The sequence below is a fragment of the Fodinicurvata sediminis DSM 21159 genome, assembly GCF_000420625.1.
Lineage (GTDB): Bacteria > Pseudomonadota > Alphaproteobacteria > Kiloniellales > DSM-21159 > Fodinicurvata > Fodinicurvata sediminis.
Genome location: NZ_ATVH01000015.1, coordinates 266572 through 289889 on the forward strand (window position 1 = coordinate 266572; position 23318 = coordinate 289889).

Below are 23318 nucleotides of genomic sequence, written 5' to 3' on the forward strand. Positions count from 1 at the left end.
GTCTCGAGAGATCACGCCCAGAAGATCTCACCTGAGAGATCACGAAGACGGGTCCGCTGGCTCCAGGCGTGCAGTCGTGCCGGCTTATGCCCGTATCGATCGTATATTACTGACCGCCATTGCGGATCCTGGACAGCGTAGACACATGAGTGCGACATGAATCGGCTTTTCATGAGCGGGCAAATCCCTGATGTTGCGCTGCTCACTCATCTGTCGGGGACTCTATGCAGCAATCCTGGGTATTTCTCAAATCGTTCATCACTTCGCCCAAGGCCGTCGGCAGCGTCGTGCCGAGCTCGCGGTATCTGGTCAATGTGATCGTGTCGGGTATCGACTGGTCCTCGCTGGGCTCGATTGCCGAGCTTGGGGCAGGCACAGGTGTCGTGACGAAGGCCATCGACAGACAACGCAGCCCTGATTCGGAGTTCCTGGTTTTCGAGTGTGACGCCTACATGCGGGCCGCCCTGGAAAGGCGTTACGATTCGGTGGCTGTCCACGACGACGCCTTCGACTTGAGGAAGGTCATGGAAAGCCGGGGGCTGTCTGGACTGGATTGCATCGTCTCGGGCGTGCCGTTCGTCAATTTTTCCCAGGAGGATCGGACCTTTCTGCTGCAGGAGATCCACGACCTGCTGAACCCCGGCGGGATATTCGTGGCGCTGCAGTTCTCGCGGAACATCCGTTCCTACCTGAAGTCGATGTACGCCGAAATGAACACGACTCATGTCTGGGCCAATGTGCCGCCGGCGTATGTCTACCATTGCAGACGCGACAGCTGAGATCTCTGGCACGCCTGCGGTTATGAAGCGGGTGGGGCCTTGCAGGACCGCAGCCGGATCTCGAGAAACCTGATCTCGAGAAACCCGGCGGGTATCCATGGTCGTTTTCTGCGCGCGGCCACCTATATTCTCTCGTCATCGGCATATGCCATCGCGCCCTGGGTGTACTGTCGCCCAGGCGCTTTTCGTCAGTCCCAGGAGGGCTTTTTTCATGAACGTGTCTTCGATCCTGAACCAACTGGTGCAGCAGGCGTCCGGGCAGTCGTCCGGTCAAGCTGCAGGTCAGGGAGCCGGCCCAGGAACCGGCCAAGGCGGCAGTCAGGGGCGCGGCCAGGGAGGTGGAAAGTCCCTCGATATCGGCGGCATGGTGAACAGCCTGTCCTCACAGCTGAAGGGCCGGCAGGGGTCGTCCGGCGGCATCGACGTGAAGAGCCTGTTGGGTGGCGGTGCCCTGGGCCTGATGGTGGGCTCGAAACGCGGCCGTCATCTGGGCGGGAAGGTGCTGAAATACGGCGCGCTCGCCGGCATCGGCGTCCTGGCCTGGAAGGCCTATCAGAATTACCAGGGCAACAAGGGCCAGGATCAGCCCCAGCCCCAGGCCGGTGGCCAGGAGGGGCAACCGCTCGAGCAGCTGCAGGGGCAGGCCCAGGAAGAACGCGGGCTGGAGATCCTGCAGGCCATGATCATGGCCGCCAGAGCCGATGGCCATGTGAATGCCGATGAACGCGCGATAATCACCCAGGAGATCGAGAAGCTGGGGCCGGACGACGAACTGCATGCCTGGATCGAGCAGCAATTCGACGCCCCGCTGGATGCCGCGGCACTGGCCGCGAAGGCGGACTCGCCACAGGCGGCGCGTGAAATTTATCTGGTCAGCGCCGTCATCATCGACGACCAGAACCCGATGGAGCGGGCCTGGCTGGAGCAGCTTTCCGCGGCCCTGCAGCTTCCAGCCGACATGACGCGCGAGCTCGACCGGCAGGTCCAGGAGCTGTCCCAGGCGGGCTAGGGCCGGCTGTCAGTGCGGCTGCGTCCGGACTCTGCGGCCGCCCTCTGCGGCCGGCCTCAAAGTCTGAATGGCTGCCGCGCTGAGCGCATATCTGAAAAAGCGAAATCGCTTTGCGCGTTTTTACGATTTGATTTCCGCTCACGCTGCGCGGAGGCTTTCCCTGTGGGGAACAAGCCGCCGAGCATAAAAAGCGGTCCGCGCCCCCTGAATTCTCGAAGGCGGAACAGATGGAGGCGAGAGCGATCGTGAGCGAGCAGGAACTCTGTACCCCAACCTCCCTGGACGAGGCGCTGGCGCTTTTGTCCGGAGCGGAGGCGCAGCCCCTGGCCGGGGCGACCTGGCTGATGCGCGGGCCCTTGCGGGGCGAGGCGCCGCCGGCGCGCTACGTGGTGCTGGGCGGGCTGACGGACCTCAACGACATCACCATTACCGACGAAGCGGTCACGCTGGGCGCCGGCGTCACCCACGCGCGCCTGGCCGCTGGCCTGGCCGAGCTGCCTCAGCTGCGCGGGCTGGCCCAGGCGGCGGGGCGCTCGGCGAACCCGGCCATTCGCCAGGTGGCGACCCTGGGCGGCAACCTCTGCGCTGCGGATTTTCCGGCCGCCGACCTGCCGCCCGCGCTGCTGGCGCTGCAGGCCAGCGTGAGGCTGCAGCGGGACGGGTCGAGCGCGGCGGAGGAGCTGCCGCTGGAGGATTTCCTGGCACAGCGTGCGGACCTGCTGCCCGGCGCGCTGGTCACCGCCGTCACCCTCCCGCGAAGGATCCAGGCCAGCGCCCATGCGCGCCTGACCCTGAAGGCGGCGGGCGACTATCCCGTGGCCATTGTGAGTGTGGCCAAGAGTGCGGACCGACTGCGCATCGCCGTCGGCTCCGTCGGGCCGGTGGCGCTGCGCTGGCCGGCCCTGGAAGAGGCCCTGGAAACGTCAGTGCAGGATGGTGCCCCAAATGGCGCAGACATTGACGCTGACCGCGCGGCCGCCCTGGCTGCCGAGCTGAGCGGTGACCTGCCGGCCCGTGACGGGGTCGAGGCGCCGGCCCGCTATCGCCGGCGCGTGTTGCCCGCCCTGGTGCGCCGCGCCTTTGCGCAGCTTTCAGACAAAGACAGCCAGGGGAGGGCCCAGCCATGACAGTGACCTTCACGTTGAATGGGCGCGAGACCCGGGCCCAGGCGGACGCCATGACGCCGCTGGCCCGGGTGCTGCGCGAGGAACTGTTCCTGACCGGCACCAAGATCGCCTGTGGCGAGGGCTTCTGCGGCGCCTGCACCGTACTGCTGGACGGGGCGCCGGCGGCGGCCTGCCTGCTGCCCCTGGGCCTGGCCGAGGGGCGCGAGGTTCGCACCGTCGAGGGGCTGGCGCCGGCAAGCGGCGGCGGTGGTGGTGACGAAGCGCCGCTGGCGCCGCTGCAGCAGGCCTTCCTGGACCAGGACGTGGTCCAGTGCGGCATGTGCTTTCCCGGCATCCTGATGGCCCTGACCCCGCTGTTCGAGCGCAACCAAACACCGACGGAGGACGAGCTGCGCGCCGCGCTGACCGGGAACATCTGCCGCTGCACCGGCTATGAACAGATCATCTCGGCCGCGCTTTCGCTGCGCCAGCCAAACACCGGGGAAGGAGCCGCATCATGACCGACATCCTGGACAGGACGGATGAACGCCCCGTGATCGGCGACAGCCTGCCGCGCCGCGATGCCCGCGACAAGCTGCGCGGCGCCACGCGCTACACCGTGGATTCCGCGCGCCCCGGCATGCTGCACGCTGCCCTCTGCCGCGCGGAGGTGGCGGCCGCCCGCATCCGCTCCATCGACGTGGAGCCGGCACGGCGCATGCCGGGCGTGCACGCCGTGGTCACCGCCGCCGATGCGCCGGGGCGTTACGGCATCGGTGTGGCCGACCATCCGCTCTTCGCCGTGGACCAGGTGCGCTATTATGGGGAGCCGCTGGCCGCCATCGCCGCCGAGACGCCGGAACAGGCCGCCGCCGCGGCCGCGGCGGTGGTCGTCGAGCTGGAACCCCTGGAGCCCCTGATCACCATGGCCCAGGCCCTTGCGCCGGGAGCCCGCGAGATCCATCCGGATTGGCGCGACTACGAGGTGCTGGTGGAGGGCGGCGCGCGCAACGGCAACATCGCCTGGGAGGCGACGGTGGTGCGCGGCGACAGCGACGCCGCCTTCGCCCGCGACGACGTGACGGTGGTGGAGAGCAATTTCCGCAGCGGCCGGCAGAACCAGGCCCCGCTGGAGCCGCGCGCCTGTGTGGCGAGCTATGAGGACGGGCGCTTCGTGATCGAGACCTCGACCCAGGTGCCCTGGGCCGTGCGCGGCTCGACCGCCCGGCTGATGGGCGTGCCGGAGTCCCAGGTGCGGGTGGTGGTGCCGGCCGTGGGCGGGGGCTTCGGCCTGAAGTTCGAATTCGCGCTGGAGCCCTTCGCCGCCTTGCTGGCGCGCGCCTCGGGACGGCCGGTACGCCTGGTCAACAGCCGGCAGGAGGAGATGCAGACCGCGCTCTGCCGCGAGAACGCCGACATCCGCGTGCGCTCGGCCATCGGGCCGGAGGGGCAGATCCTGGCGCGCGAGATGGTGGTGCTGATGGACTGCGGCGCCTATGGCGGGGAGCAGCCGTTCCTCACCACCATGACGGCGCACACCCTGGGCGGAAACTATCGCCTGGGCGCAGTGCGCCTGGTCAGCCGCGCGGTCTATACCAACACACCGCCCACCGGCGCCTTCCGCGCCTGCAACGGCACCTATGGCACCTTCGCCCTGGAACGCCACACCGACGAGATCTGCGCCGCCATCGGCATGGACCCGCTGGAGTTCCGGCGGCGCAACGTGCTGGGCGACGGCGACCTGGGCGCCACCGGCCAGGTCTTCCAGGGCGACGTGCTGGGCCCCCTGCTGGCGCGCATGGAGACATTGCGTGCTGCGCCGGTGGAGGAGACCGCACCCTTCGCCCACGGGCCGCGCGCCCTGCCGCAGATAGAGCCTGGCGCCACCCCCTACAACGGCCGGCTGGCCGACGGGCGGCTCTATGGCCGGGCGACGGTGGTGGGCACCTGGTTCGTCTTCGTCGGGCCCTCGGCGGCCACGGTGAACCTGAACCCCGACGGCAGCGCGACGCTGGTGACCTCGGGCGTGGAGATCGGCTCCGGCTCCATGATGCAGGCGCTGCCCCAGCTGGTGGCCGAGGCCCTGGGCCTGGAGCCCGCCAGCGTCGTGGTGCGCGCCGCCGACACCGACGCCGCCGGCTATGACGTGGGCGTGGGCGGCGGGCGGACCACCGTCTCGCTGGGTGTGGCCAGCCACCAGGCCTGCGCCGAGGTGCGGCGCAAGCTGCTCGACATCGCCGCCGACATGGTGGAGGCCGCGCCCGAGGACCTGATCCTCAAGGGCGGGCAGGTTTATATCCAGGGCGTGCCGGAAGCGCGCGTCTCCATCGCCCAGGTCGCCCAGCGCGCCCAGGCGGTGACCGGCCCGATCTCCGGCAGCGGCGCCTTCACCGGCGCCGGCACCCCGGCTATGCCGGGCTGTTGCGCCGGGCACATGATCGAGGCGCTCGACCTGCCCATCTTCACCGTCCACGACTGCGAGCTGGCGGTGGACCCGGAGACGGGCCATGTGGAGGTGCTGGCCTATCGCGTGGTGCAGGACGTGGGCCGCGCCATCAACCCGCGCGCCATTCACGGCCAGATCCAGGGCGGCGTGACCCAGGGCCTGGGCTATGCCCTGCACGAGGAGGTGACCTTCACGCCCAACGGCGACGTCGCCCAGCAGGGCTTCGAGACCTATCGCCTGCCCCAGGCGGGCGACACCCTGCCCATTCAGGTCGACCTCTACGAGGGCGCCCCTTCGATGGGCCCGCTGGGCGCCAAGGGGGCGGGGGAGATCCCCATCCTGAACGTCGCCGCCGCCGTGGCCTGTGCGGTGGCCAATGCCACGGGGGCGCGGGTGCAGGAAATCCCGCTGACGCCGCCGCGGGTGCTGGACCTGCTGTGTGGTGAGGGCGAGGCGCTGAACCTCAGCCATATGGCTGAGGACTGGTGGGGGAATGTGTTGGGAGAAAAGTGAGCCGACATGAAACTATAAGCCATAATGAAATGGTTGCTTCTTTGGTGCTAACCTGTGAGCTGCAAAGCTTTGGTAATATGGGTTATCGTATCTGCTTGGACATTCACCGCTAGCTATAAACAACTGTCTTGTCCCACCATCTTTTGCATAGGCGAGGCGACCGGAATACAGGATGTCTAGGTTCTATAATAGGCGCAGCATCATAGATCTGCTTTCTCATAGCTTTGAAGGCCTCCAATCCTTGCATATTCTTAGCTTCCCAAGCTTTGGCAGCGTAATAATCCGTTGCAGGCACCCTGAACCCCATAGCATTTAGAGAATATTTGAATTGTTGGTTGCTGCCCAGAAACGGGTGGGCTTCATCTCCATTCATGCCTACGTAGTTCCACCCTAAAAGCCAGTAATGGAACGCACGACCGCTGGCTCCTAAGGTTGTCGCAATAATATGCTGAACGGCATGTACGAAAGAAACTGGATCCGTATCATCTAGCTCTTGATAGAGCGAATGATCTTTACGCTTTCGGTGGACTACTTCGTTTCGGAGTTCAAGTGCATTGCTTATCGTCTCAACATCATGCTCAGGCAGGCATATTCCGTAAAGCTCACTAGGCCATTTCTCCATCTTTTCGTGCAGAGATGTGTAGCGAAGGCGCTTGTAGATTTGAGTTTCGCCAGACTTTTTCTCTTCAAGGCAGGCACGTAGTTGTTTGTTCAGAAACGTTTCAATTGCACAACCACCAAACAAAAGAGACGCACTCAAATGATGGTAACGTATGATCTCATTGTCCGCTTCGTGCATAAGCGTCATCTCTTGGAACGTAGAAGAAAATGTCTGCCAGACATCATCCACATTCCAGCGCCATATAGTTTCTTCTGCCATTAATTTCCTATCCACCTATAGTTACAAAACTGATTATAAACTATAGTTTTCTAAATTGGCCATATGTTCAGATTATTAGCACCATGAACCTGGAGGCCATTAAAGCTAGTTTGTAATTTGTATGGAGAAAATACTATGATAGAATTAACTGAAAGTATGTTTTATCAGCAGGGGTTAACAAATATCTTTATGAAATAATATTCTTTTCTGGGGGGGTCATGCAGTTAATTAATGAAGTAGAAGTTTCTTATTTTAGAAGTTTTTATAAATTCAGAATCCAAAAACTAAAAGATCTTAATATTATTTTTGGAAAAAATGATTCTGGTAAATCAAATTTGGTTCGAGCTCTAAATTTGTTTTTCTCTGGATCACCAGATTATACGCAACCTTTCGAATTTCCAGTTGATTTCTGTGAGCAACGTCTAAATGACGCAGAAGAATCTGATGATATACGTAAATTTCTTTATGTAAAAGTAACTTTTAATACGCCGACATCATATAAAAAATCATTGGGGGAAAGTTTTTATGTTAAACGACAATGGACCGTCTCACGCGGACAAGATTTTCATGAAGAGTATTCAAGCAATGTCCATTCAAATAAAAAGCATATTGCTGCACGATTCTTAAATAATATAAGATTTATATATATACCGGCTATTAAAGATAATAAAATATTTGAAATGCTACTTTCTGAAATACATGAAACATTGGCTAATACAGAGCAATTTGAAAGAGCAATAAGTGATTTCTCTGATAGTTTGCAGGGGCTGACAAATCAAATGTTCGATAATCTTCCAAAGGATGTTTCATCTAACACAAAGATCGGAGCTCCAACTAGATTAAGTCAGCTATTCCAAACTTTGGACTTTGAAACAATCTCAGATAGAGAAAACACTACAAAGTCACTTACACGTCAACGCGGAGACGGCATAAAAGTGAGGCATATACCTGAATTATTAAATTTTATTTCTGAAGAAAGTTCATATTATTATCATATTTGGGGATTTGAGGAACCAGAAAACTCTCTAGATTTTGTAGCTTCTCAATCAGAAGCGTTGCGACTTCTAGATTTAGCAAAAGGTTCTGGCGTGCAGGTGCTTATGACGACACATAGTCCGTCATTTTATCTGTTGGACGATCCTAAGGTAGCCAAGTTCTACGTTAGAAAAGATGAACAAGGACTTTCAATTGCGATTCAAGGCAAAGAACTTGAGAAATTTGATGTTGAACAAGCTATTGGCGAGGGATTTTATCTTCCTGCGGCAGCAAGAGCATTGGAGGATGTAGCCAGAACTGAGTCTAGAGCCAAAGAGGCGGAAGCTGAAGTTGCTCAGCTAAAGGAAGAATTAAGTACAATTACAAAGCCTATTGTTCTTACTGAAGGGCGAACGGATGCAAAATTACTAAATATTGCTTGGGAAAAGCTATATGGTGGTGATCCACCCTTTAGTATTCGTAGTTGTGAAACTGGAGGTGAGAACGCGGGTTCTGGAAATGGTGGTGCTAATCATTTGGCGACTCGTCTTAAAGGCATTGCCTCAGACCATCCCCATACCGTAATTGGCCTTTTTGATTATGACGATGAAGGAACTAGGGCTTATAAACTTGATAGAAATTTTGTGGAAATACAGATTGGTAGTTTCTTAGTAAAGCGGGGACTACATGGGCAGTCTTATGCAGCATGTTTACCTGCACCAAGCTTCCGTCAAGAATGCAAAGAATATCAAAATCTACCGATTGAATTTCTTTTTCGAGACGATCACCTTGAAAGAGAAGTTAGCGGAAAAAAGCTTGCATTAAAATTAAAGAAAGCATCTATTCAAGTCGGTGGTAATAAAATTGAAAAATCGTTAGAAAATGTAACGCATTTTAAGGATGTTGGTGAGGGGAAAGTTGATTTTGCAGAAACTATTGCTCCAACCTTTGAATCGGAGGCGTTTGATGGTTTTGAGAGGGTGTTTTCTCTGATTGAACGGATAATTGATTATGCTCGGAATTCAAGAGCGAATCCGTAATACTATATTTTAATTTATGTCGAGTTTAAATCTCTTAGCTGGGATGCTCCCCTTCAATCCATCCCCAACTGCTGATAGATCCGCTTCACATACTGCCCGAAGGCATCCGAGGTCTTCATGTCCATGGTCCGCGGCTGGGGCAGGTCGATGGGGAAGTAATCGGCCATGCGGGCCGGGCCGGCGGTGAGCACGGCGCAGCGCGAGCCCAGGAAGACGGCTTCCTGGATGCCGTGGGTGACGAAGACGATGGTCTTGCCGCTGGCCTCCCAGATGCGCAGCATCTCCAGGTTCATCTTCTCGCGGGTCAGGGCGTCCAGGGCGCCGAAGGGCTCGTCCATCAGGACCAGCTTGGGGTCGTGGATCAGCGCGCGGGCGATGGCGGCGCGCTGCTGCATGCCGCCCGACAGCTCGTAGGGGTGGCTGTTCTCGAAACCGCTGAGCCCGACCATGTCCAGCAGCTCCCGCGCGCGCTCGCGGCTTTCCTTGCGGGGCAGCTTCAGGATGTCGGCGGGCAGCATGACGTTTTCCAGGATGGTGCGCCATTTCAGCAGCAGCGCCTGCTGGAACACCATGCCCACATCGCGCCCCGGGGTGAAGCCGCCGGCCGCCCCGCCGATGGAAACTTCGCCGTCCTGGGCGTCGCTGAGCCCCGCCAGGATGCGCAGCAGCGTGGTCTTGCCACAGCCCGAGGGCCCGACCACCGAGACGATCTCGCCCTCGGCGATGTCCATGGTGACGTCCGAGACGGCCAGGAACTCCTGCCCGCCGGTGCGGAACACCTTGCGCACGTTGCGCAGGCGGATGAAGGCCTCCTCATTAGAAGTCGTGGCGTCTGTGGTGTTACCTGCGGTGTCGGTTTGAGCCGTCATGAAAGCCATCTTTCCAGGTTGTCCTGTACGAATGCGTCGTCCGATAGGTCGGGGTGCGCGGCATAGACGCGGTCGATCTCCGCCGCCTGGCCCGGGCTCAGCCCCTCGTCGGGGTCCAGGCACCACAGGCCCTGCAGCAGGCCCTGCCGGCGCAGCACCTCGTGACAGCCGGCGATGACGCCGCCGAAGCCGTTGGCGGCGTCGAAGAAGGCGGCGTTGCAGTCGGTGACCCGGCTGTCGAGGGCCAGCAGCCCAGGCTCCACGGGCCGGCCCTCCTCGGTCACCTCGTGGATGCGCTCCAGCAGCTGCACGGCCGTGCGCGTCCAGACCGACCAGTGGCCCAGTAGACCGCCGCGGAAGCGCAGGCTGACCGCCTCGCCGTCGCGCTGCACCCGGAAGGGGGTCAGCAGGTCCAGGACGATGTGGTCGTCGTTGCCGGTATAGAGGGTGATGCGGTCCTCGGCGCCGGCGGCCGCCACGCCGCGCAGCACGTCCAGGGTGCGATAGCGGTTGAAGGGCGCGACCTTGATGCCGATGGCGTTGTCGATGGCGGCGAAGCGGCGCCAGAAATCGACGGGCAGCTCGATGCCGCCCACCGCCGTCTGCAGGTAGAAGCCGATGACGGGGATCTCGTTGGCGATGCGCTCGCAGTGGGCGATCAGGCGGTCGGTGTCGGCGCCCTTCATGGGGGCGAGGCTGACCAGACCGGCGTGATAGCCCAGCTCGACGGCGGTGCGCGCCTCGGCCACCGCCTGGTCGGTCTGGCCGGCGATGCCGGCGATCATGAAGAGCTTGCGGTCCGTCCAGGCGCGGCTGTCCTCGATGGCGGCGCTGAGCACCGGTGCGTAGAGGCCGTGGTCGCGGATGGCGAACTGGGTGGTGTGCACGCCCACGGCCAGGCCGCCCGAACCGGCGTCGACGTAATAACGCGTCAGCGCCCGCTGGCGCCGGCGGTCGAACTGCCGCTCGGCGTCCAGGGCCAAGGGGTGGGCCGGGATCACCGCGCCCCTGCGGAAGCGGGCCAGCAGGTCGGGATCGAGCTGTGAATGGTGCAGACCCATGGTTTCAGGCCTCCTTGCGTGACGTCGTGAAGGTCATTAGCCGAACTCCGGCCCGGCGATGGCGTGCAGGCCTGTGGCGTCACCGATTGCGCGGTCTGCGTTTCGGGTCATGCGCAGGTAAGGCCGCTGCTGGGTGAAGCCGCGCGCCTGCAGGTGGTCCGCCACCGCCTGGCGCGTATCCACCACGTCCAGGAAGACGCGGCCCGACAGCTGCCCCAGGGCGGTATCCAGCAGGGTGATGGCGGTCTGTTCGTCCTCTGCCAGCAGCGGACCGATCTGGCTGGCCAGGTCGCCGTTGCGGCCCAGGATGGCGCCGCTGCCGTCCTCTGTCATCCAGGCCGCTTCGGGCAGGCGCCGCGCGAAGCAGGACAGGAGCGGCCGGCGTTCGGCGCCCAGGGCTGCGGCGTCCAGGGCGACGGCCGCCTCGAAGGCTTCGGGTTGGGACAGGGGCACGCTATTGCTGTCGGGGAGCGAGGACGTGGCTCCGCCCGCCTCACCCTGCCAGCGGGTGAGCCTGAGCGAGCCCTCGAAGCCCAGGGTGCGATAGATCGGCTCGCCGGCCGGGGTGGCGTCCAGGCAGGCGGCGCGCCCGTCGCTGTCCAGCTCCTCCAGGCAGCGTTCCAGCAGCCGGGTGCCGACTCCCTGTTTCCGGTGGGTTCCGCGCACCAGCACCATGCCGATCCAGGCGAAGTCGTCGCCGTAGGGCAGGATGGCCGCAGAGCCCACCGCCTGCCCGTCGTCGAGCACACAAAAGACCCGCCCCTGGGTGAGGAAGAGGTGCCAGTCGTTCTCGACCTGGTTCCAGCCGGCCTCGCGGGACAGCGCCATCAGGTCGGGCAGATGGCTTTCGTCCAGGACGGACGTGGCAATCTGGCTAGTAAGCGCCATCGCGCACCTCGAACTGGGTGGGCTTGCCATAGGTCGGCTGTTCGCGCTGCAGCCAGTCGGCGGTCCAGGCCATCATGCGCTTCAGCGGAACGACGGGATAGCCAAAGGTGTCGCAGGCCTGGGCGGCGTTGGACAGCCAGGCGGTCTGGGCCTCCTGGCCCGTGATGACGGGCTCGCGCTCCAGCAGGCGGCCGAACTCCTGGGCCAGCCAGCGCACCGAGATGACCTCGGGCCCGGTGACGTTGATGGGGCTGGTGGGCGCGGTGGAATGATAGAGACTGCGCAGGGCCTGGGCATTGGCGTCACCCTGCCAGATCACGTTCACGTGGCCCATGGTGACGTCCACGGGCTGGCCGTCCTTCACCTTGCGCGCCACATCGTGCAGCACGCCATAGCGCAGGTCGATGGCGTAGTTCAGGCGAAACAGGCGGCCCGGCGTGCCGTGGAGGTCGGAGTAATAGCTGAACATCCGTTCGCGCCCGATGCAGGAATTGGCGTACTCGCCGGGCGGGGTCAGCGGCGTGTCCTCGTCCGCGCCCATGCCGTCCACGGAGGCGAAGGCATAGACGCAGCCGGTGGAAAACGCGACGATCCGCGAGTCGCGGAAGACCTGGGCAACCTGGGCCGGGACATGGACGTTCATCGCCCAGGTCAGCGGCTGGTTGCCCTCGGCACCGAACTTGCGGCCGGCCATGAAGATGATGTTGCGCACGCGGGGCAGGGCCTCCAGTGCGGCCGGGTCCAGCAGGTCGCAGGTGATGGTCTCGACGCCCGCGGCCTCCAGCTCCGCCTTGGCGGCAGGGTCGCTGAAGCGGGCCACTGCGATGACGCGCTTGTCCGGGGCGGCGTTGCGCGCCAGGCGGCAGAGCGAGGGGCCCATCTTGCCGGCGGCGCCCAGAACCATGATGTCGCCGTCCAGCTGGCCCAGCTCGTCGGCCAGCACGCGGGAGGGCCGCGCCATGAAGTCCTCCAGCTCGGCGATGCTGGCGAAGCCGTCTGGCAGGGCGGAGGCCTCCAGCCAAGGAGTGCTGCTGGCCGGGCTTGTCCTGGTTTCTTGCGAGGTCATGGGGAGATCATGCTCCTTCTTTCATCGACAGGGGGCAGGCATCGACAGGGGGCAGGTCACGACAGCCGCGCGTCCTTGGGCACGAGGAAGTGTTCCAGCGCCATGACCAGGCCGTAGAGGACGACGCCGATCAGCGTGATCAGGATGACGGCCATGAACATGGCGGGCGTGTCCAACGAGGCCTGGACCTGGATCATCAAGTAGCCCAGGCCGCGGCTGGAGGCGATGAACTCGCCGACGATGGCGCCGGCGACGGCCAGGATGGCGGCCACCTTCATGCCCGAGAAGATATAGGGCAGCGAGCCCGGCAGCTGAATGTAATAGAAGGTCTGCCAGCGCGAGGCGCGCAGCGACTTCACCAGGTCCAGCAGGTCGGGCTCGATCTCGCGCAGGCCACGCACCGTGGTCAGCAGGATCGGGAAGAAGCAGAGGCTGAAGGTGATCAGGATGTTGGTGCCGATGCCGTAGCTGAACCAGACGATGATCAGCGGGCCCAGTGCCACCTTGGGGATCATGTTGAGCGTGACCAGCAGTGGGAAGAACAGCACGAGGGCCAGGCGCGACCAGGTGAAGATCAGCGCGCAGATCACGCCCAGGACGACGGCCAGCGCATAGCCGCCGAAGATCTCGGTGGCGGTGACCAGGCTGTTGGAGATCCAGCTGTAGTGCTCGCCGCCGAGCGTGGCCAGGATCTGGCTGGGGGGCGGCAGGATGAACTGCTGGATCCCGAAGGCGCGGACCAGCACCTCCCACAGCACGAAGGCGGCGATGTGGACGCCGACGACGATGATCTGGTTGGTGGGAAGCCGGGAGGGCCGCGGCGGCTTCGTGGTCGCAATCTCGGTTTCCTGCATCGTCACCACTGTCACTTGGCTGGAGGGTGGGACAAGCCTAGGAGATCGCGTCCAGCGCTGTCAACTATCCAGTTGGTTGATAATTGCTGCAGAGGGCATGGAGCACCAGGTCGATGATGTGCTGGCGCCGGCGCGCGATCTCGGCCGGGGTGGACATGTCGCGGTTGAAGATGGCCGAGAGCGTGGAGTTGTTGGAGAAGTAGAAGTAGGACAGGCTGGCAATCGAGATGTAGAGGTTCACCGGCCCGAAGCGGTCGTTGAAGACCCCCTGTTCGACGCCGCGCTCCAGTATGGTGTCGATCACCTCGACCAGCGGCGAGTGCATGTCCACCAGTTCGCGGGAATCCTTCAGGTGCGCGCTGCGCATGCGGTTCTCGTCGTTCAGCAGCGTGATGAACTCCGGATGGTCGGCCAGGTAGTCGAAGGAGAAGCCGACCAGGCGCTCCATGGCCGCCACCGGTTCCAGGGCGTGCAGCTCCAGTTCGCGTTCCTGGGTGCGGATGTGGCGGTAGACCTCCTCCAGCGAGGCGGTGAACAGCTCGTCCTTGCTGCCGAAGTAGTGATAGACCAGCTGCTTGTTCACGCCGGCGCGCTTGGCGATGGCGTCGACGCGCGCGCCGGCCAGGCCGTTTGCGGCGAACTCGGCGATCGAGGCGTCCAGCAGGGCGCGGCGCGTCTCCACCGGGTTGCGGCGGCGCGGGGGGGCCTTGTCCTTGGGCGCCTGGTCCTGTGAGGGGGGCGCCTTGCTCCGGGAGGATTGCATCTTCGTCTTGTCCAACTTCAAACCAACTGGTTGGTTAATTATTGATCCGATGAAGTGAAATGGGTAACGTTTTTTCAGCTTATCTCCAAGTCCGACCCTCTCGCGTTGCCTGGCCGGGCTTGGCGTGGCTGACAGCGAAGCGCTTCGGCCGCGATAACCAAGGAAGGGAGACTTCATTGAAAACAATAGCGAAACTGGCGGCTGCGGCAGCGATGGTCCTGCCCGGCGCCGCGGCGGCGGAAGACCTGGACATGATCCTCAATTGGGTGCCGACCGCCGACCACTCACCCTATTTCTATGCCCAGGAGCAGGGCTGGTACGAAGAGGCCGGCCTGAACGTCAGCATCGATGCCGGCCAGGGCTCGTCCGCCTCGGCCCAGCGCGTGGGCGCCGGGCGCTCGGAAGTGGGCGTCGCCGACATGGCCACCGCCCTGGTGGCGAAGAGCAAGGGCGCCGACATCGTGGCCGTGATGACGGTCTATGCAAACTCGCCCCAGGGGTTCTACTGGCTGAAGAGCAGCGGGATCGAGGGCCCGGAGGATTTCCCCGGGCACAAGATCGGCAACCCGCCGGCCGACGCCTCGCGCGTCATGTGGCCGCTGTTCGCCGAGACCGTGGGCATCGACCCGGACTCCGTCGACTTCGTGAACGTCAGCCCGCAGGCCAAGCTGACGTCGCTGAAGAGCGGGGCCATCGAAATCACCAGCGACTTCTACAACGAGCATGACCTGAAGGAGCGCGAGTTCGGCGACGACCTGGGCTTCGTGGCCTGGCGCGACATCGGCATCAATCCATACGGCAACTCGATCATCTTCAACGGGGAGTACATGGAGGAGAACCCCGAGGTCGTGGCCAAGTTCACCGAGATCAGCCAACGCGCCTTCAAGGCCTGCGTCGACGACTTCGACCCCTGCCTGGATGCCCTGGTGGAGAACGTCTCGGGCCTGGACCGCGACAACCAGCGCGACCAGTGGGGTCGCATCCAGGAGCTGATGCGCGATCCCACCACCACGTCGGTCGCCCTGGGCGCCTTCAATCCGGAGCGTATGCAGGACGACTACGAGATGGTCGAGGAGTACTTCGGCGTCGACGAGCCCTTCGACGTGACCACGGTCTACACCAATGAGTACCTGGACGAGTCCATCACCATGACGGAGGAGTGAGGGGCACCTCCTTCTCCTGAGTCAGGGGTCGCACGAAAACCGCCCGTCGGACGTCCCGGCGGGCGGTTTCTCTGTGCAGGTGCCGTGAGACCTGTCAGTCGATGGTGATTTGGATGTCCGCGTTCTCGACGATCTTGCGCGGGAACATGGCGGCCGCCAGGGCGACCTGAACCAGCGGTGCCGGCTCGTTCAGCGTGATAGTCAAGGTTCCCGATTGTCCGGGATTGCGGATGAAGCTCGTGAGGGCTTCGACCTGCTCGGGTTCAAGCCCGATGGACCCCTGGAACGTGCTTTCCATTCCGGTCAGCATCATGGTCTCGAGCTCCTCGCGGGGCATGCCCTCCTCCTCGGCGGCGAAATCCAGATAGCGGTCGATGATTCCTTGGTCGGCGACATCCAGGGACAGATCTCGCAGCATCAGGTTCTCCAACTGCTGTTCCGGGTCCCCCGACAGGTCGTCCATGGCGATCCCTTCCAGGTTGCCCGTAAGCCCGATATCGAAGGAATCGCTGATGGCGAAGCGGGTGGGGCCGACCTTCATCGTGCCTTGCGCACGGTCCAGGCTGACACTCAGGCTCATCTCGCTGGTCCCCGGTTCCGGGCCGACGACAACCTGGGCAATCTTGTATTCATCCGTGCCTTCCTCGAGGGACTCGCCAAGGCCTTCCTTGCCGGACGCCGTGATCTTCAGGAAGTTGGCGTAGTTCTCTTCGTCGAGCCCCGTTTCGATGGCCAGGTCGTCGATGGTCTCTTTGTCTATATCGTCCGTGTCCAGGGTGACATTCGTGGCCGTGATGGTCTCGAAACTGCCGAGAAGTTCGGGAACGCCGGAGTCGCTGGGCGCGTAATCGGGTTGGCTGTAGCCTTCGATCAATTCGGGGCGCACGGCCACTTCCAGGGACTCGAACGTCAAGCTCTCGCCGTCTTCGGTGAATGCTCCCTCTTCCAGGACTGTCAGTCTCGGCAGGCCATGCCGGGGTTCGCTGAAGGTCATGGACTCCAGGGTCATGTCACCGGCCGGCGCATTCTCGCCGCTGCTCAGCTCATGAAGCACGACCTGGTCGTAGTTGGGCCGCAGGCCTCGGTCCTCGATCTCCTCCAGGCCGATCCAGGGCGCGCTGGCGGATGCGGCCTTTAGGCCGACCTTGCCGCTTTCGGCATCGCGGAACTCTATGTTGCTTGCCTGGAAGTCGTTCATGCGGTTCCTGATGGCGCCCTCCATGGTCACGGTCATTCGGGCTTCCTCGGCGGTGAGCAGCATGGGGGGCTGGGGATCGTCGAAGCGGGCCTCGATGTCCGTGAACACGAGAATATTGTCGTCCTGAAGTTCCCAGTCCGCAAAGGTCACGCCCTGTTCCTCGAGTTCGGGAATGGCCTTGCTGACTTCCTCCCGGATACGCTCCGGGTCGGGGCCCGTGTTCATGGTCATGTGGTAGATGCCGTAGAGGCCGCCACCGACAACGATGGCCCCTGCAGCGTAGATAATCGATCGCTTCACGAAATAGCTCCTGGTTGTTTTTGTTTCTCGATAGCAATTCCTGGAGGCTATCAGGTAAAGATTCGGTTAGCACGCTTAAGATGAATCGCCCAGTCGAATTCCACGAGGGTGTGCAAAGTGCTCGCGGCTTGTTTCCGGCATCGCCGGGGCCAGGCATTCGGTCAGGGTCTGAAGGGCGGCAGTCAGGCAGCCGGAGTTGTCTCTCGAACGGCGGTCAGGATGGCTTCGTCGCCGTCGACACGGTTGAGCTCGATCTCGAGCGAGCCGTCGTCCAGGAGCTCGGCCGAGCCATCGCCCCAGACTTCATCGCCCTCGTCGAAGCCGGCCCAGTGGAAAAAGACGATGGATTTTCCGTACTGGATATCGAGGCTGGCCTGGAACGCCCCGAAGACGATCTCGCCCTGGCCGGCATTGTCGAGGCTCAGGCGCGCCGGCTCGACCAGGTCCAGAAAATCGCGGTCCCATATATCTGAGCCGGTGATTCTCCAGCGACCGACGACGCGGCAGAGTGAAGGTTCCGCCATTATCCTCTCCGTTGCTGCTTCCTATAGCCTGGCAAGCGGCAACCCGGCCAGGTGCGTATCGATGGCTTGGGTGACGTTATTTGCCTGCGGCAGATGCGCTTTCTCCCTCGCCCAGGCTTCCCGGAAGCGGGCGACGGTTTCCCGTGCCGTGTCGAGCACCGGCTTAACAGGCAGGTGCGCCTTTCCGGCCAGGGTAGACAGCTCGTCCAGGGACAGGGCGTCGAAGCGACGGCTGCGGGCATATTTCAAGGCGGCTTCCTCATCCCTGATGTAGGCGATTGTCGATACGAAGTCGTAGGCGGGGGCCAGGGACGGTGTGCGCCGGTCGCGATAGATCAGGGACCAGTTCTTCAGGTGCATGTCTGCATTGCCGATCAGGGTGTTGAAGACAAGACGGCGCGTGAACTCCCTGATGTCGGTTTCCGTCCCCTCGACTGCGAGTACGCTGGCGATGTTGCGATAGCTGGCGTTCCTGTACTTTTTCTCCGGGTATACACCGTAAACCTGTGCGAAATCCTCGATATGGACCGGACCGTCCGCTGTGCGATCGAAGCGCGCGATGGCAAAGGCCTTTCCGCTCAACTCGCCGAGTCCTTCGGGCAAGTTCGCAATGGCATTCAGATCGACAAGGTCGATCTCGGGCACGTCGATGCCGATCTGGCGTGCAAGGGTCATCATGGCATACTCGTTCTCGGGAACGCCTGCAAAGCGGGCTGAGGGCAGCTTGACAATCCATGACCCGCCGGCGCCATGGGTGGGAATGGTCAGGCCCTTGTTCGCCCCGGTGTCGCCAAGGGCAGAGAATTTCAGCTGTACCCCGGCCAACGAGAAACGCAGTGCAGTCTCGCGCAAATAGTCCGCGCCTTCGCCATCTGCATCTGTTCCCGGCGGCCAGACTTCACCCTCGGCAGGCTCGATCCTGAGTGCACCGGGCAGGTCGCGGCCCAGTACCCACAGCAGGAAGAACTCACGCAGCGGATTGACCCCGGCCCGTTCGGCCAGATAACTGCGCAGAGGACCTTCCGGCAGTAGATTCGAGAAGAATGGCAGCACGCGTGTTTGTGTGGCGGCATGTGCGGTGATCAATCCGCCAAGGTCGTCCTTGAAATGAAGGCCAAGCGTGGACCGGTTCGCATCATTTACATAGGCATCGGTAAAGCTGAACAGTGTGCGGTCGCCCTGAACATGGGTCAGTGTGCCGATGATCTGGTCATGGAGCCGGACATTCAGGAGTGAGACGTCGGCCACTTCAGTCTCCTGGCCCATATGGATCGTCTGCGTCTTCATCAAGCCGATAGGCCGGCCGTGGCTGTGAGGAGGGGCTCTCCTGCATGCCCTGGTTTCTCAAATTGCGGGTGCCGGTCGCGGCTTTTTCTGTCTGCGCGCGTGTGCTGCGGATGACGCTGTCGATTGCCGGTAACGCCTTGCGCGGCACCAGCTTGACCTCGAGCTCCAAGGCGCGTGCAAGCTCGATCAGGCTTGATAGCCGGATATCCGCGCTGCCATTCTCGATCTTGGAGATGTGGCTTTGCGGTACGCCGGTGCGGGCGCTCAGTTCACGCTGGCTGAGCCCCCTGGCTGCGCGCCCCTCTTTCAGGGCATGGATGATATCTTCGCTCGTGTAAGGCATGATCAATAATAGCATATTGATAAAGAATATTGATATATAAAAGCATATAACCTAAAGAGGAAAACATATAGAAAAATATATCATCTTATTTTTTTGATATATATAAATATATCATATGTATCGTGATCCACTCGACCCCCGAGCGAAAATACCCCTGCGGACGGGCGTTGAAACTGTTATGTAGGCGGCCCCGTCCAAACCGACTCGCCGGCGTCCCGTCCCATGCCCCAATCCCCGCTCGAGATCCTCAAGACCGTCTATGGCTACGACAGCTTCCGGGGCCGTCAGGCGGAGGTCATCGATCATGTGATCGCCGGCAATGATGCCTTCGTGTTGATGCCCACGGGCGGGGGCAAGTCGCTGTGCTATCAGATCCCCGCGCTTTGCCGCGCGGGCCTGGGGTTGGTGGTTTCGCCGCTGATCGCGCTGATGGAGGACCAGGTGGCCGCGCTGCGTGCCGCCGGGGTGGGGGCGGCGGCGCTGAATTCCAGCCTGGCAGGACCGGCACGTGGGCAGCTGTGGGACGAGATCCGCGCCGGAGACCTGGACCTGCTCTATGTGGCGCCGGAGACTCTGCTGCGCCCCGAGGTGCTGGAACGGCTGCAGAATGTGACGCGGCTGTCGTTGATCGCCATCGACGAGGCGCACTGTCTGTCCCAGTGGGGGCATGATTTCCGGCCAGAGTACCAGCGCCTGACCTGCCTGGCCGAGGCCTTTCCCGGCGTGCCGCGCATGGCTCTGACGGCCACGGCGGACGCGCCGACGCGGGCCGAGATCGTCGAGCGCCTGGCGATTGCGCCGGAGAACAGCTTCATCGCCGGCTTCGACCGGCCGAACATACGCTATGCCATCGCCGAAAAGGACAATCCGCGCCGGCAGCTGCTGCGCCTGTTGGCCGGGCATTCAGGCGAGAGCGGCATCGTCTATTGCCTGTCCAAGCGGAAGACCGAGGAAACGGCCGCGTGGCTGAACGACCAGGGCTTCCGTGCGCTGGCCTATCACGCCGGGCTGGAGGCCGAGACGCGCGCCGCACGCCAGCGCCGCTTCCAGCACGAGGACGGCATCGTCATGGTGGCGACCATCGCGTTTGGCATGGGCATCGACAAGCCGGACGTGCGCTTCGTCGCCCATCTGGACCTGCCGGGCAGCATCGAGGCCTATTACCAGGAGACGGGGCGGGCCGGGCGCGACGGCCTGCCGGCCGAGGCGATGATGCTCTATGGCCCCGATGACATCGCCCTGCGCCGGCGTTTCGTCGAGGACTCCAATGCCCCGGAGGCGCGCAAGCGCCTGGAGCACCGCAAGCTGGACGCCCTGCTGGGCCTAACCGAGACGGCCGACTGCCGGCGGCAGGTTCTGCTGCGCTATTTCGGCGAGGAGCCGCAGCCCTGCGGCAACTGCGATACCTGCGAGCAGCCGCCGGAGCTGTTCGACGGCACCGAGGCGGCGCAGAAGGCGCTGTCCTGCATCTATCGCACCGGCCAGCGCTTCGGCCAGGCGCACATCATCGCTGTGCTGCGCGGCGAGAGCGACGAGCGGATCGAACGCCTGGGGCACGACCGGCTGTCCACCTGGGCGATCGGAAAGGAGCATGACGGGCGCGGCTGGCGCGCCATTCTGCGCCAGATGATCGCGCTGGATCTCATTACAGTGGACGTGGCCGGGCACGGTGGCCTGTCGATTTCCCAGCGCGGGGCGGACTTCCTGCGCAACAAGGAGGACCTGAAGCTGCGCAAGCCCCGGCGCGGCGCCGGCCGCAAGGCGCCCAGGGCCCAGGCGGCGGTGGAACTGCCGCCCGAGGTGAAGCCGCTGTTCGAGGCCCTGCGCGAAAAGCGCCTGGAACTGGCGCGCGACCAGGGCGTGCCCTCCTATGTCATCTTCCACGACCGCACCCTGGCCGAGATGGCCAATGCGCGGCCAACCTCAAAGGAAGCGCTGGCTCGCATCTCGGGTGTGGGCACCGGCAAGCTGGAACGCTACGGCGCCGCCTTCCTGGCGGTGATCACGGATCACCTTGCCAGCGCTAAGGCTTGAGCCCAGTCCCTGCTCGTGCACCGCATTCCCGGGAACAGCGTCCAAGACGCACGGACCCAGGAACAGCGTCCAAGACGCAGGGAGGCGTCTTCCTTGCGCAGACTGACTGGCCCAGCCAGGTTCCTTGCTACAGCCATTGAAGTACGGTGTCCGTGTCAGTGGTCCAGCCGAACTTCATGGCGAAGTTCTTGAGTGTCGCGGCGTGAAGGTCCGGGGCGAATGAGGAAACAGTGTCCGGGACAATCGTCGTCGGATACCCGAAGTGGAATGCTTCACGCGCGCTTTCCTCGACGCAGATCTGGGTGACCGTGCCCGTGACCAGGATTGACTTGACGTCAAGCGCGCGCAGACGCTTATCAAGGTCCGTACCGTGAAAGGCGCCATAGCCGTATTTGTCGATAATGACGTCGCCAGCGTCGGGGGTCAGTTCATCGATCACTTGCGTACAGTGCAATGGATGCGGTGCGTCCGGATAACTGCGGATGTGGTCCTTCCAGCAGCACTTCGTCTCCGGACGGCATTGCGGCGACCAAAGCCACAGCAGGTCAGGTTCCTGCCTGGCCAGGAAACGGGTATAAACGATCGGATGTCCGCGTTCGCGAAACCTGCCGATCAGACGCTTGATAGGGTCCACGGTCGCGCGGGCGTCGGGGACTTCCAATGGCGCAGCTTCACGCACAAAATCGTTCTGCATGTCGATGACCAGCAGTGCTGGATCGATGAGCCGTTCGCTGTGGGGAACCTCATTGGCAACGCGTGTCTCCATAGAGTCCAATACAGCCTCCTGATCCGGGCCTCGGTGTGCCCAAAAAGTGATTCCGCGGCGTAAAGTCAGCCCTGCAGCGACCCCCTGGCCTTCTCAAGCTCGATGGCGAGATCGACCACCGCCTTGTCTCGATCGAGCGGGCCGACGATCTGCAGGCTCGAGCCCAGGCCCTGTTCATTAAGGTGCGCCGGCAGGGAGAGAGCCGGATGGCCGGTCTGGTCGAAGAGGCAGGTGTAGCTGATGTGCGCCTGCAGAACGGGCACGGGGCCCTTTGCCGTTTCCACGGTCTCGTCGGATTTCCTGGGCGGAAGGACAGGAAGGGTGGGCGTCATCAGGAAATCGACTTCTTCGAAAGCCCTCGCAACCTGGTCCCTGGCGACCTGTCGTGCGCGTTCCGCCTGAACATGGCGATAGGCGGGTTCCCGCTTCGCGATTTCCAATGCCTGCTGGACGCCTTCGGGATAGTTATCCCACTGGTCGGGAAACTTTTCGAAATGATAGGCACCCGCTTCGGCCGTTAGGTTGATCATGTGGAAGGCCAGGACGCTTTCCGGGCTGGGAAGGGAGACCTTCCGGAGTTCATGACCCAGGCTTTCCGCCAGCTTCAGCGCGCTTTCGAAGGCCTGTCGCACCTCGGGCACAGCGTCGGCGTAGTAGTCCGGATCGTAGCCCAATGTGAAGGGGCCGCTCTTCGTGCTGCCCGTGCTGTCGAACTGCGGGTCAAGCACGGTCTGGACCGGGGCGATGTCGGCGGCCGAGTTCACCAAAGGCCCGGCATGATCCAGTGACCAGGCCAGGGGCCGGACGCCGTCCAGCGGCACCCGGCCGTAAGTGGGCTTGAAGCCGACGACCGAGCAGCAGGCCGCCGGGATGCGGATGCTGCCGCCGGTGTCCGTGCCGATGGCCGCCAGTCCGAAGCCGGCGGCAATGGCGGCACCGGAGCCGCCGCTCGAGCCCCCCACAACGTGATCGGGGGCGACGGGATGGGTCGTCTGGGGCGTGCGCACCAGGAAGGCGCCGCTGTCGGTTTCGCTCATGGCCAGGATGACCGCATCCTCGGCGCGCAGGCGCCTGACCAGTTCCGCGTCCTGTTCGGCGATGTAGTCCTTCAGGAAATCCAGCCCGGCCTTGCAGTGCGCGCCTTCAACGTCGACCAGATCCTTGATGATGACCGGCAGGCCGGCCAGGCGCCCGGTCTTCTGGCCCGCGCTCTTGCGGCGATCGATATCATCGGCCTGGGCCAGGGCTGCTTCCGCGAGCACTTCGCTCAGGGCATGCAGGGAAGGGTTGCGCTCGGTAATTCTTTCCAGGCAGCGGGCAACTACCTTATTGGAGGTTGTCTTGCCCGTGTTGAAATCATCCAGATAAGAATGTGCCGTTTCGTTCATAGCCATCACCGCTGAGAAAACAAAAAAAAGAGGGGCATGACCTTCATCATGCCCCTCTTCGTGAGA

At 62.4% G+C, this 23318-nt stretch carries 21 protein-coding genes; 8 read left to right on the forward strand and 13 right to left on the reverse strand.

Annotated features, from left to right (window positions below):
* Positions 1–224 precede the first annotated feature (224 nt).
* From G502_RS0111670 to G502_RS0111690, 5 genes are all read left to right on the forward strand, one after another.
* Positions 225–779 carry a class I SAM-dependent methyltransferase gene (locus tag G502_RS0111670; protein WP_022728852.1) on the forward strand — a complete coding sequence of 185 codons (555 nt, stop codon included), beginning with the start codon at positions 225–227 and terminating at the stop codon, positions 777–779.
* A 211-nt stretch (positions 780–990) separates the two neighbouring features.
* Complete coding sequence (locus G502_RS0111675; RefSeq protein WP_022728853.1) at positions 991–1788, forward strand: tellurite resistance TerB family protein; 798 nt, start codon at positions 991–993, stop codon at positions 1786–1788.
* Positions 1789–2033: 245 nt separating this feature from the next.
* Positions 2034–2915: an FAD binding domain-containing protein gene (locus G502_RS19935; protein ID WP_211217831.1), complete on the forward strand. Its 882-nt coding sequence runs from the start codon at positions 2034–2036 to the stop codon at positions 2913–2915.
* Positions 2912–3415 carry a (2Fe-2S)-binding protein gene (locus tag G502_RS0111685; RefSeq protein ID WP_022728855.1) on the forward strand — a complete coding sequence of 168 codons (504 nt, stop codon included), beginning with the start codon at positions 2912–2914 and terminating at the stop codon, positions 3413–3415. The genes G502_RS19935 and G502_RS0111685 overlap by 4 nt, the downstream gene beginning before the upstream one ends.
* The gene (locus G502_RS0111690) at positions 3412–5853 is read left to right on the forward strand and encodes a xanthine dehydrogenase family protein molybdopterin-binding subunit (protein ID WP_022728856.1); all 2442 of its coding nucleotides are present in this window, start codon (positions 3412–3414) and stop codon (positions 5851–5853) included. The genes G502_RS0111685 and G502_RS0111690 overlap by 4 nt, the downstream gene beginning before the upstream one ends.
* A 109-nt stretch (positions 5854–5962) precedes the next feature.
* Here the strand turns inward: G502_RS0111690 and G502_RS22295 are convergent, their stop codons facing one another.
* Complete coding sequence (locus tag G502_RS22295) at positions 5963–6733, reverse strand: hypothetical protein (RefSeq protein WP_155957845.1); 771 nt, start codon at positions 6731–6733, stop codon at positions 5963–5965.
* A gap of 218 nt (positions 6734–6951) precedes the next feature.
* Here G502_RS22295 and G502_RS22050 point away from each other — a divergent pair, with 218 nt between their 5' ends.
* Positions 6952–8748: an ATP-dependent nuclease gene (locus G502_RS22050; protein ID WP_081649781.1), complete on the forward strand. Its 1797-nt coding sequence runs from the start codon at positions 6952–6954 to the stop codon at positions 8746–8748.
* A gap of 53 nt (positions 8749–8801) precedes the next feature.
* On the opposite strand, the gene G502_RS0111715 is transcribed toward G502_RS22050, so the two are convergent.
* Genes G502_RS0111715 through G502_RS19940 form a run of 6 tightly spaced genes read right to left on the reverse strand, consistent with a single transcriptional unit; the run spans position 8802 to position 14249 of the window.
* Positions 8802–9617 carry an ABC transporter ATP-binding protein gene (locus tag G502_RS0111715; protein WP_051152180.1) on the reverse strand — a complete coding sequence of 272 codons (816 nt, stop codon included), beginning with the start codon at positions 9615–9617 and terminating at the stop codon, positions 8802–8804.
* The gene (locus G502_RS0111720) at positions 9614–10678 is read right to left on the reverse strand and encodes a dihydrodipicolinate synthase family protein (protein WP_022728862.1); all 1065 of its coding nucleotides are present in this window, start codon (positions 10676–10678) and stop codon (positions 9614–9616) included. Before G502_RS0111720 ends, G502_RS0111715 begins: the two co-directional genes overlap by 4 nt.
* Positions 10679–10714: 36 nt before the next feature.
* On the reverse strand, positions 10715–11566 hold the full coding sequence (locus G502_RS0111725) for a GNAT family N-acetyltransferase (RefSeq protein ID WP_022728863.1): 852 nt from the start codon (positions 11564–11566) through the stop codon (positions 10715–10717).
* Positions 11553–12632, reverse strand: a complete 1080-nt coding sequence (locus G502_RS0111730; protein ID WP_022728864.1) for an NAD-dependent epimerase/dehydratase family protein — start codon at positions 12630–12632, stop codon at positions 11553–11555. The genes G502_RS0111725 and G502_RS0111730 overlap by 14 nt, the downstream gene beginning before the upstream one ends.
* 56 nt (positions 12633–12688) lie before the next feature.
* Entirely contained in the window at positions 12689–13501 is an 813-nt protein-coding gene (locus tag G502_RS0111735) for an ABC transporter permease (protein WP_245560757.1), read from the reverse strand.
* Between the two features lie 49 nt (positions 13502–13550).
* The gene (locus tag G502_RS19940; protein ID WP_022728866.1) at positions 13551–14249 is read right to left on the reverse strand and encodes a TetR/AcrR family transcriptional regulator; all 699 of its coding nucleotides are present in this window, start codon (positions 14247–14249) and stop codon (positions 13551–13553) included.
* Positions 14250–14425: 176 nt separating this feature from the next.
* On the opposite strand from G502_RS19940, the gene G502_RS0111745 reads away from it, so the two are divergent.
* A complete protein-coding gene (locus tag G502_RS0111745; RefSeq protein ID WP_245560758.1) occupies positions 14426–15412 on the forward strand; it encodes an ABC transporter substrate-binding protein in 987 nt (328 codons plus the stop codon).
* 94 nt (positions 15413–15506) lie between these two features.
* Here G502_RS0111745 and G502_RS0111750 read toward each other — a convergent pair whose 3' ends face one another.
* From G502_RS0111750 to G502_RS0111765, 4 genes are all read right to left on the reverse strand, one after another.
* Positions 15507–16910, reverse strand: a complete 1404-nt coding sequence (locus G502_RS0111750) for an aq_1923 C-terminal domain (RefSeq protein WP_022728868.1) — start codon at positions 16908–16910, stop codon at positions 15507–15509.
* A gap of 182 nt (positions 16911–17092) precedes the next feature.
* Positions 17093–17434, reverse strand: coding sequence for a hypothetical protein (locus G502_RS0111755; RefSeq protein ID WP_022728869.1), 342 nt, complete (start codon positions 17432–17434; stop codon positions 17093–17095).
* Between the two features lie 21 nt (positions 17435–17455).
* On the reverse strand, positions 17456–18700 hold the full coding sequence (locus G502_RS0111760) for a type II toxin-antitoxin system HipA family toxin (protein WP_022728870.1): 1245 nt from the start codon (positions 18698–18700) through the stop codon (positions 17456–17458).
* Entirely contained in the window at positions 18684–19064 is a 381-nt protein-coding gene (locus G502_RS0111765; protein WP_026989393.1) for a helix-turn-helix domain-containing protein, read from the reverse strand. The genes G502_RS0111760 and G502_RS0111765 overlap by 17 nt, the downstream gene beginning before the upstream one ends.
* Before the next feature lie 222 nt (positions 19065–19286).
* On the opposite strand from G502_RS0111765, the gene recQ reads away from it, so the two are divergent.
* Positions 19287–21098 (forward strand): DNA helicase RecQ, encoded by a 1812-nt coding sequence (gene recQ / locus G502_RS0111770; protein WP_022728872.1) that lies wholly within the window; start codon positions 19287–19289, stop codon positions 21096–21098.
* A 127-nt stretch (positions 21099–21225) separates the two neighbouring features.
* Here recQ and G502_RS0111775 read toward each other — a convergent pair whose 3' ends face one another.
* Both G502_RS0111775 and G502_RS0111780 read right to left on the reverse strand, forming a co-directional pair.
* Complete coding sequence (locus G502_RS0111775; protein WP_022728873.1) at positions 21226–21864, reverse strand: cysteine hydrolase family protein; 639 nt, start codon at positions 21862–21864, stop codon at positions 21226–21228.
* A gap of 65 nt (positions 21865–21929) precedes the next feature.
* Positions 21930–23252 (reverse strand): amidase, encoded by a 1323-nt coding sequence (locus G502_RS0111780; protein WP_022728874.1) that lies wholly within the window; start codon positions 23250–23252, stop codon positions 21930–21932.
* Positions 23253–23318 lie beyond the last annotated feature (66 nt).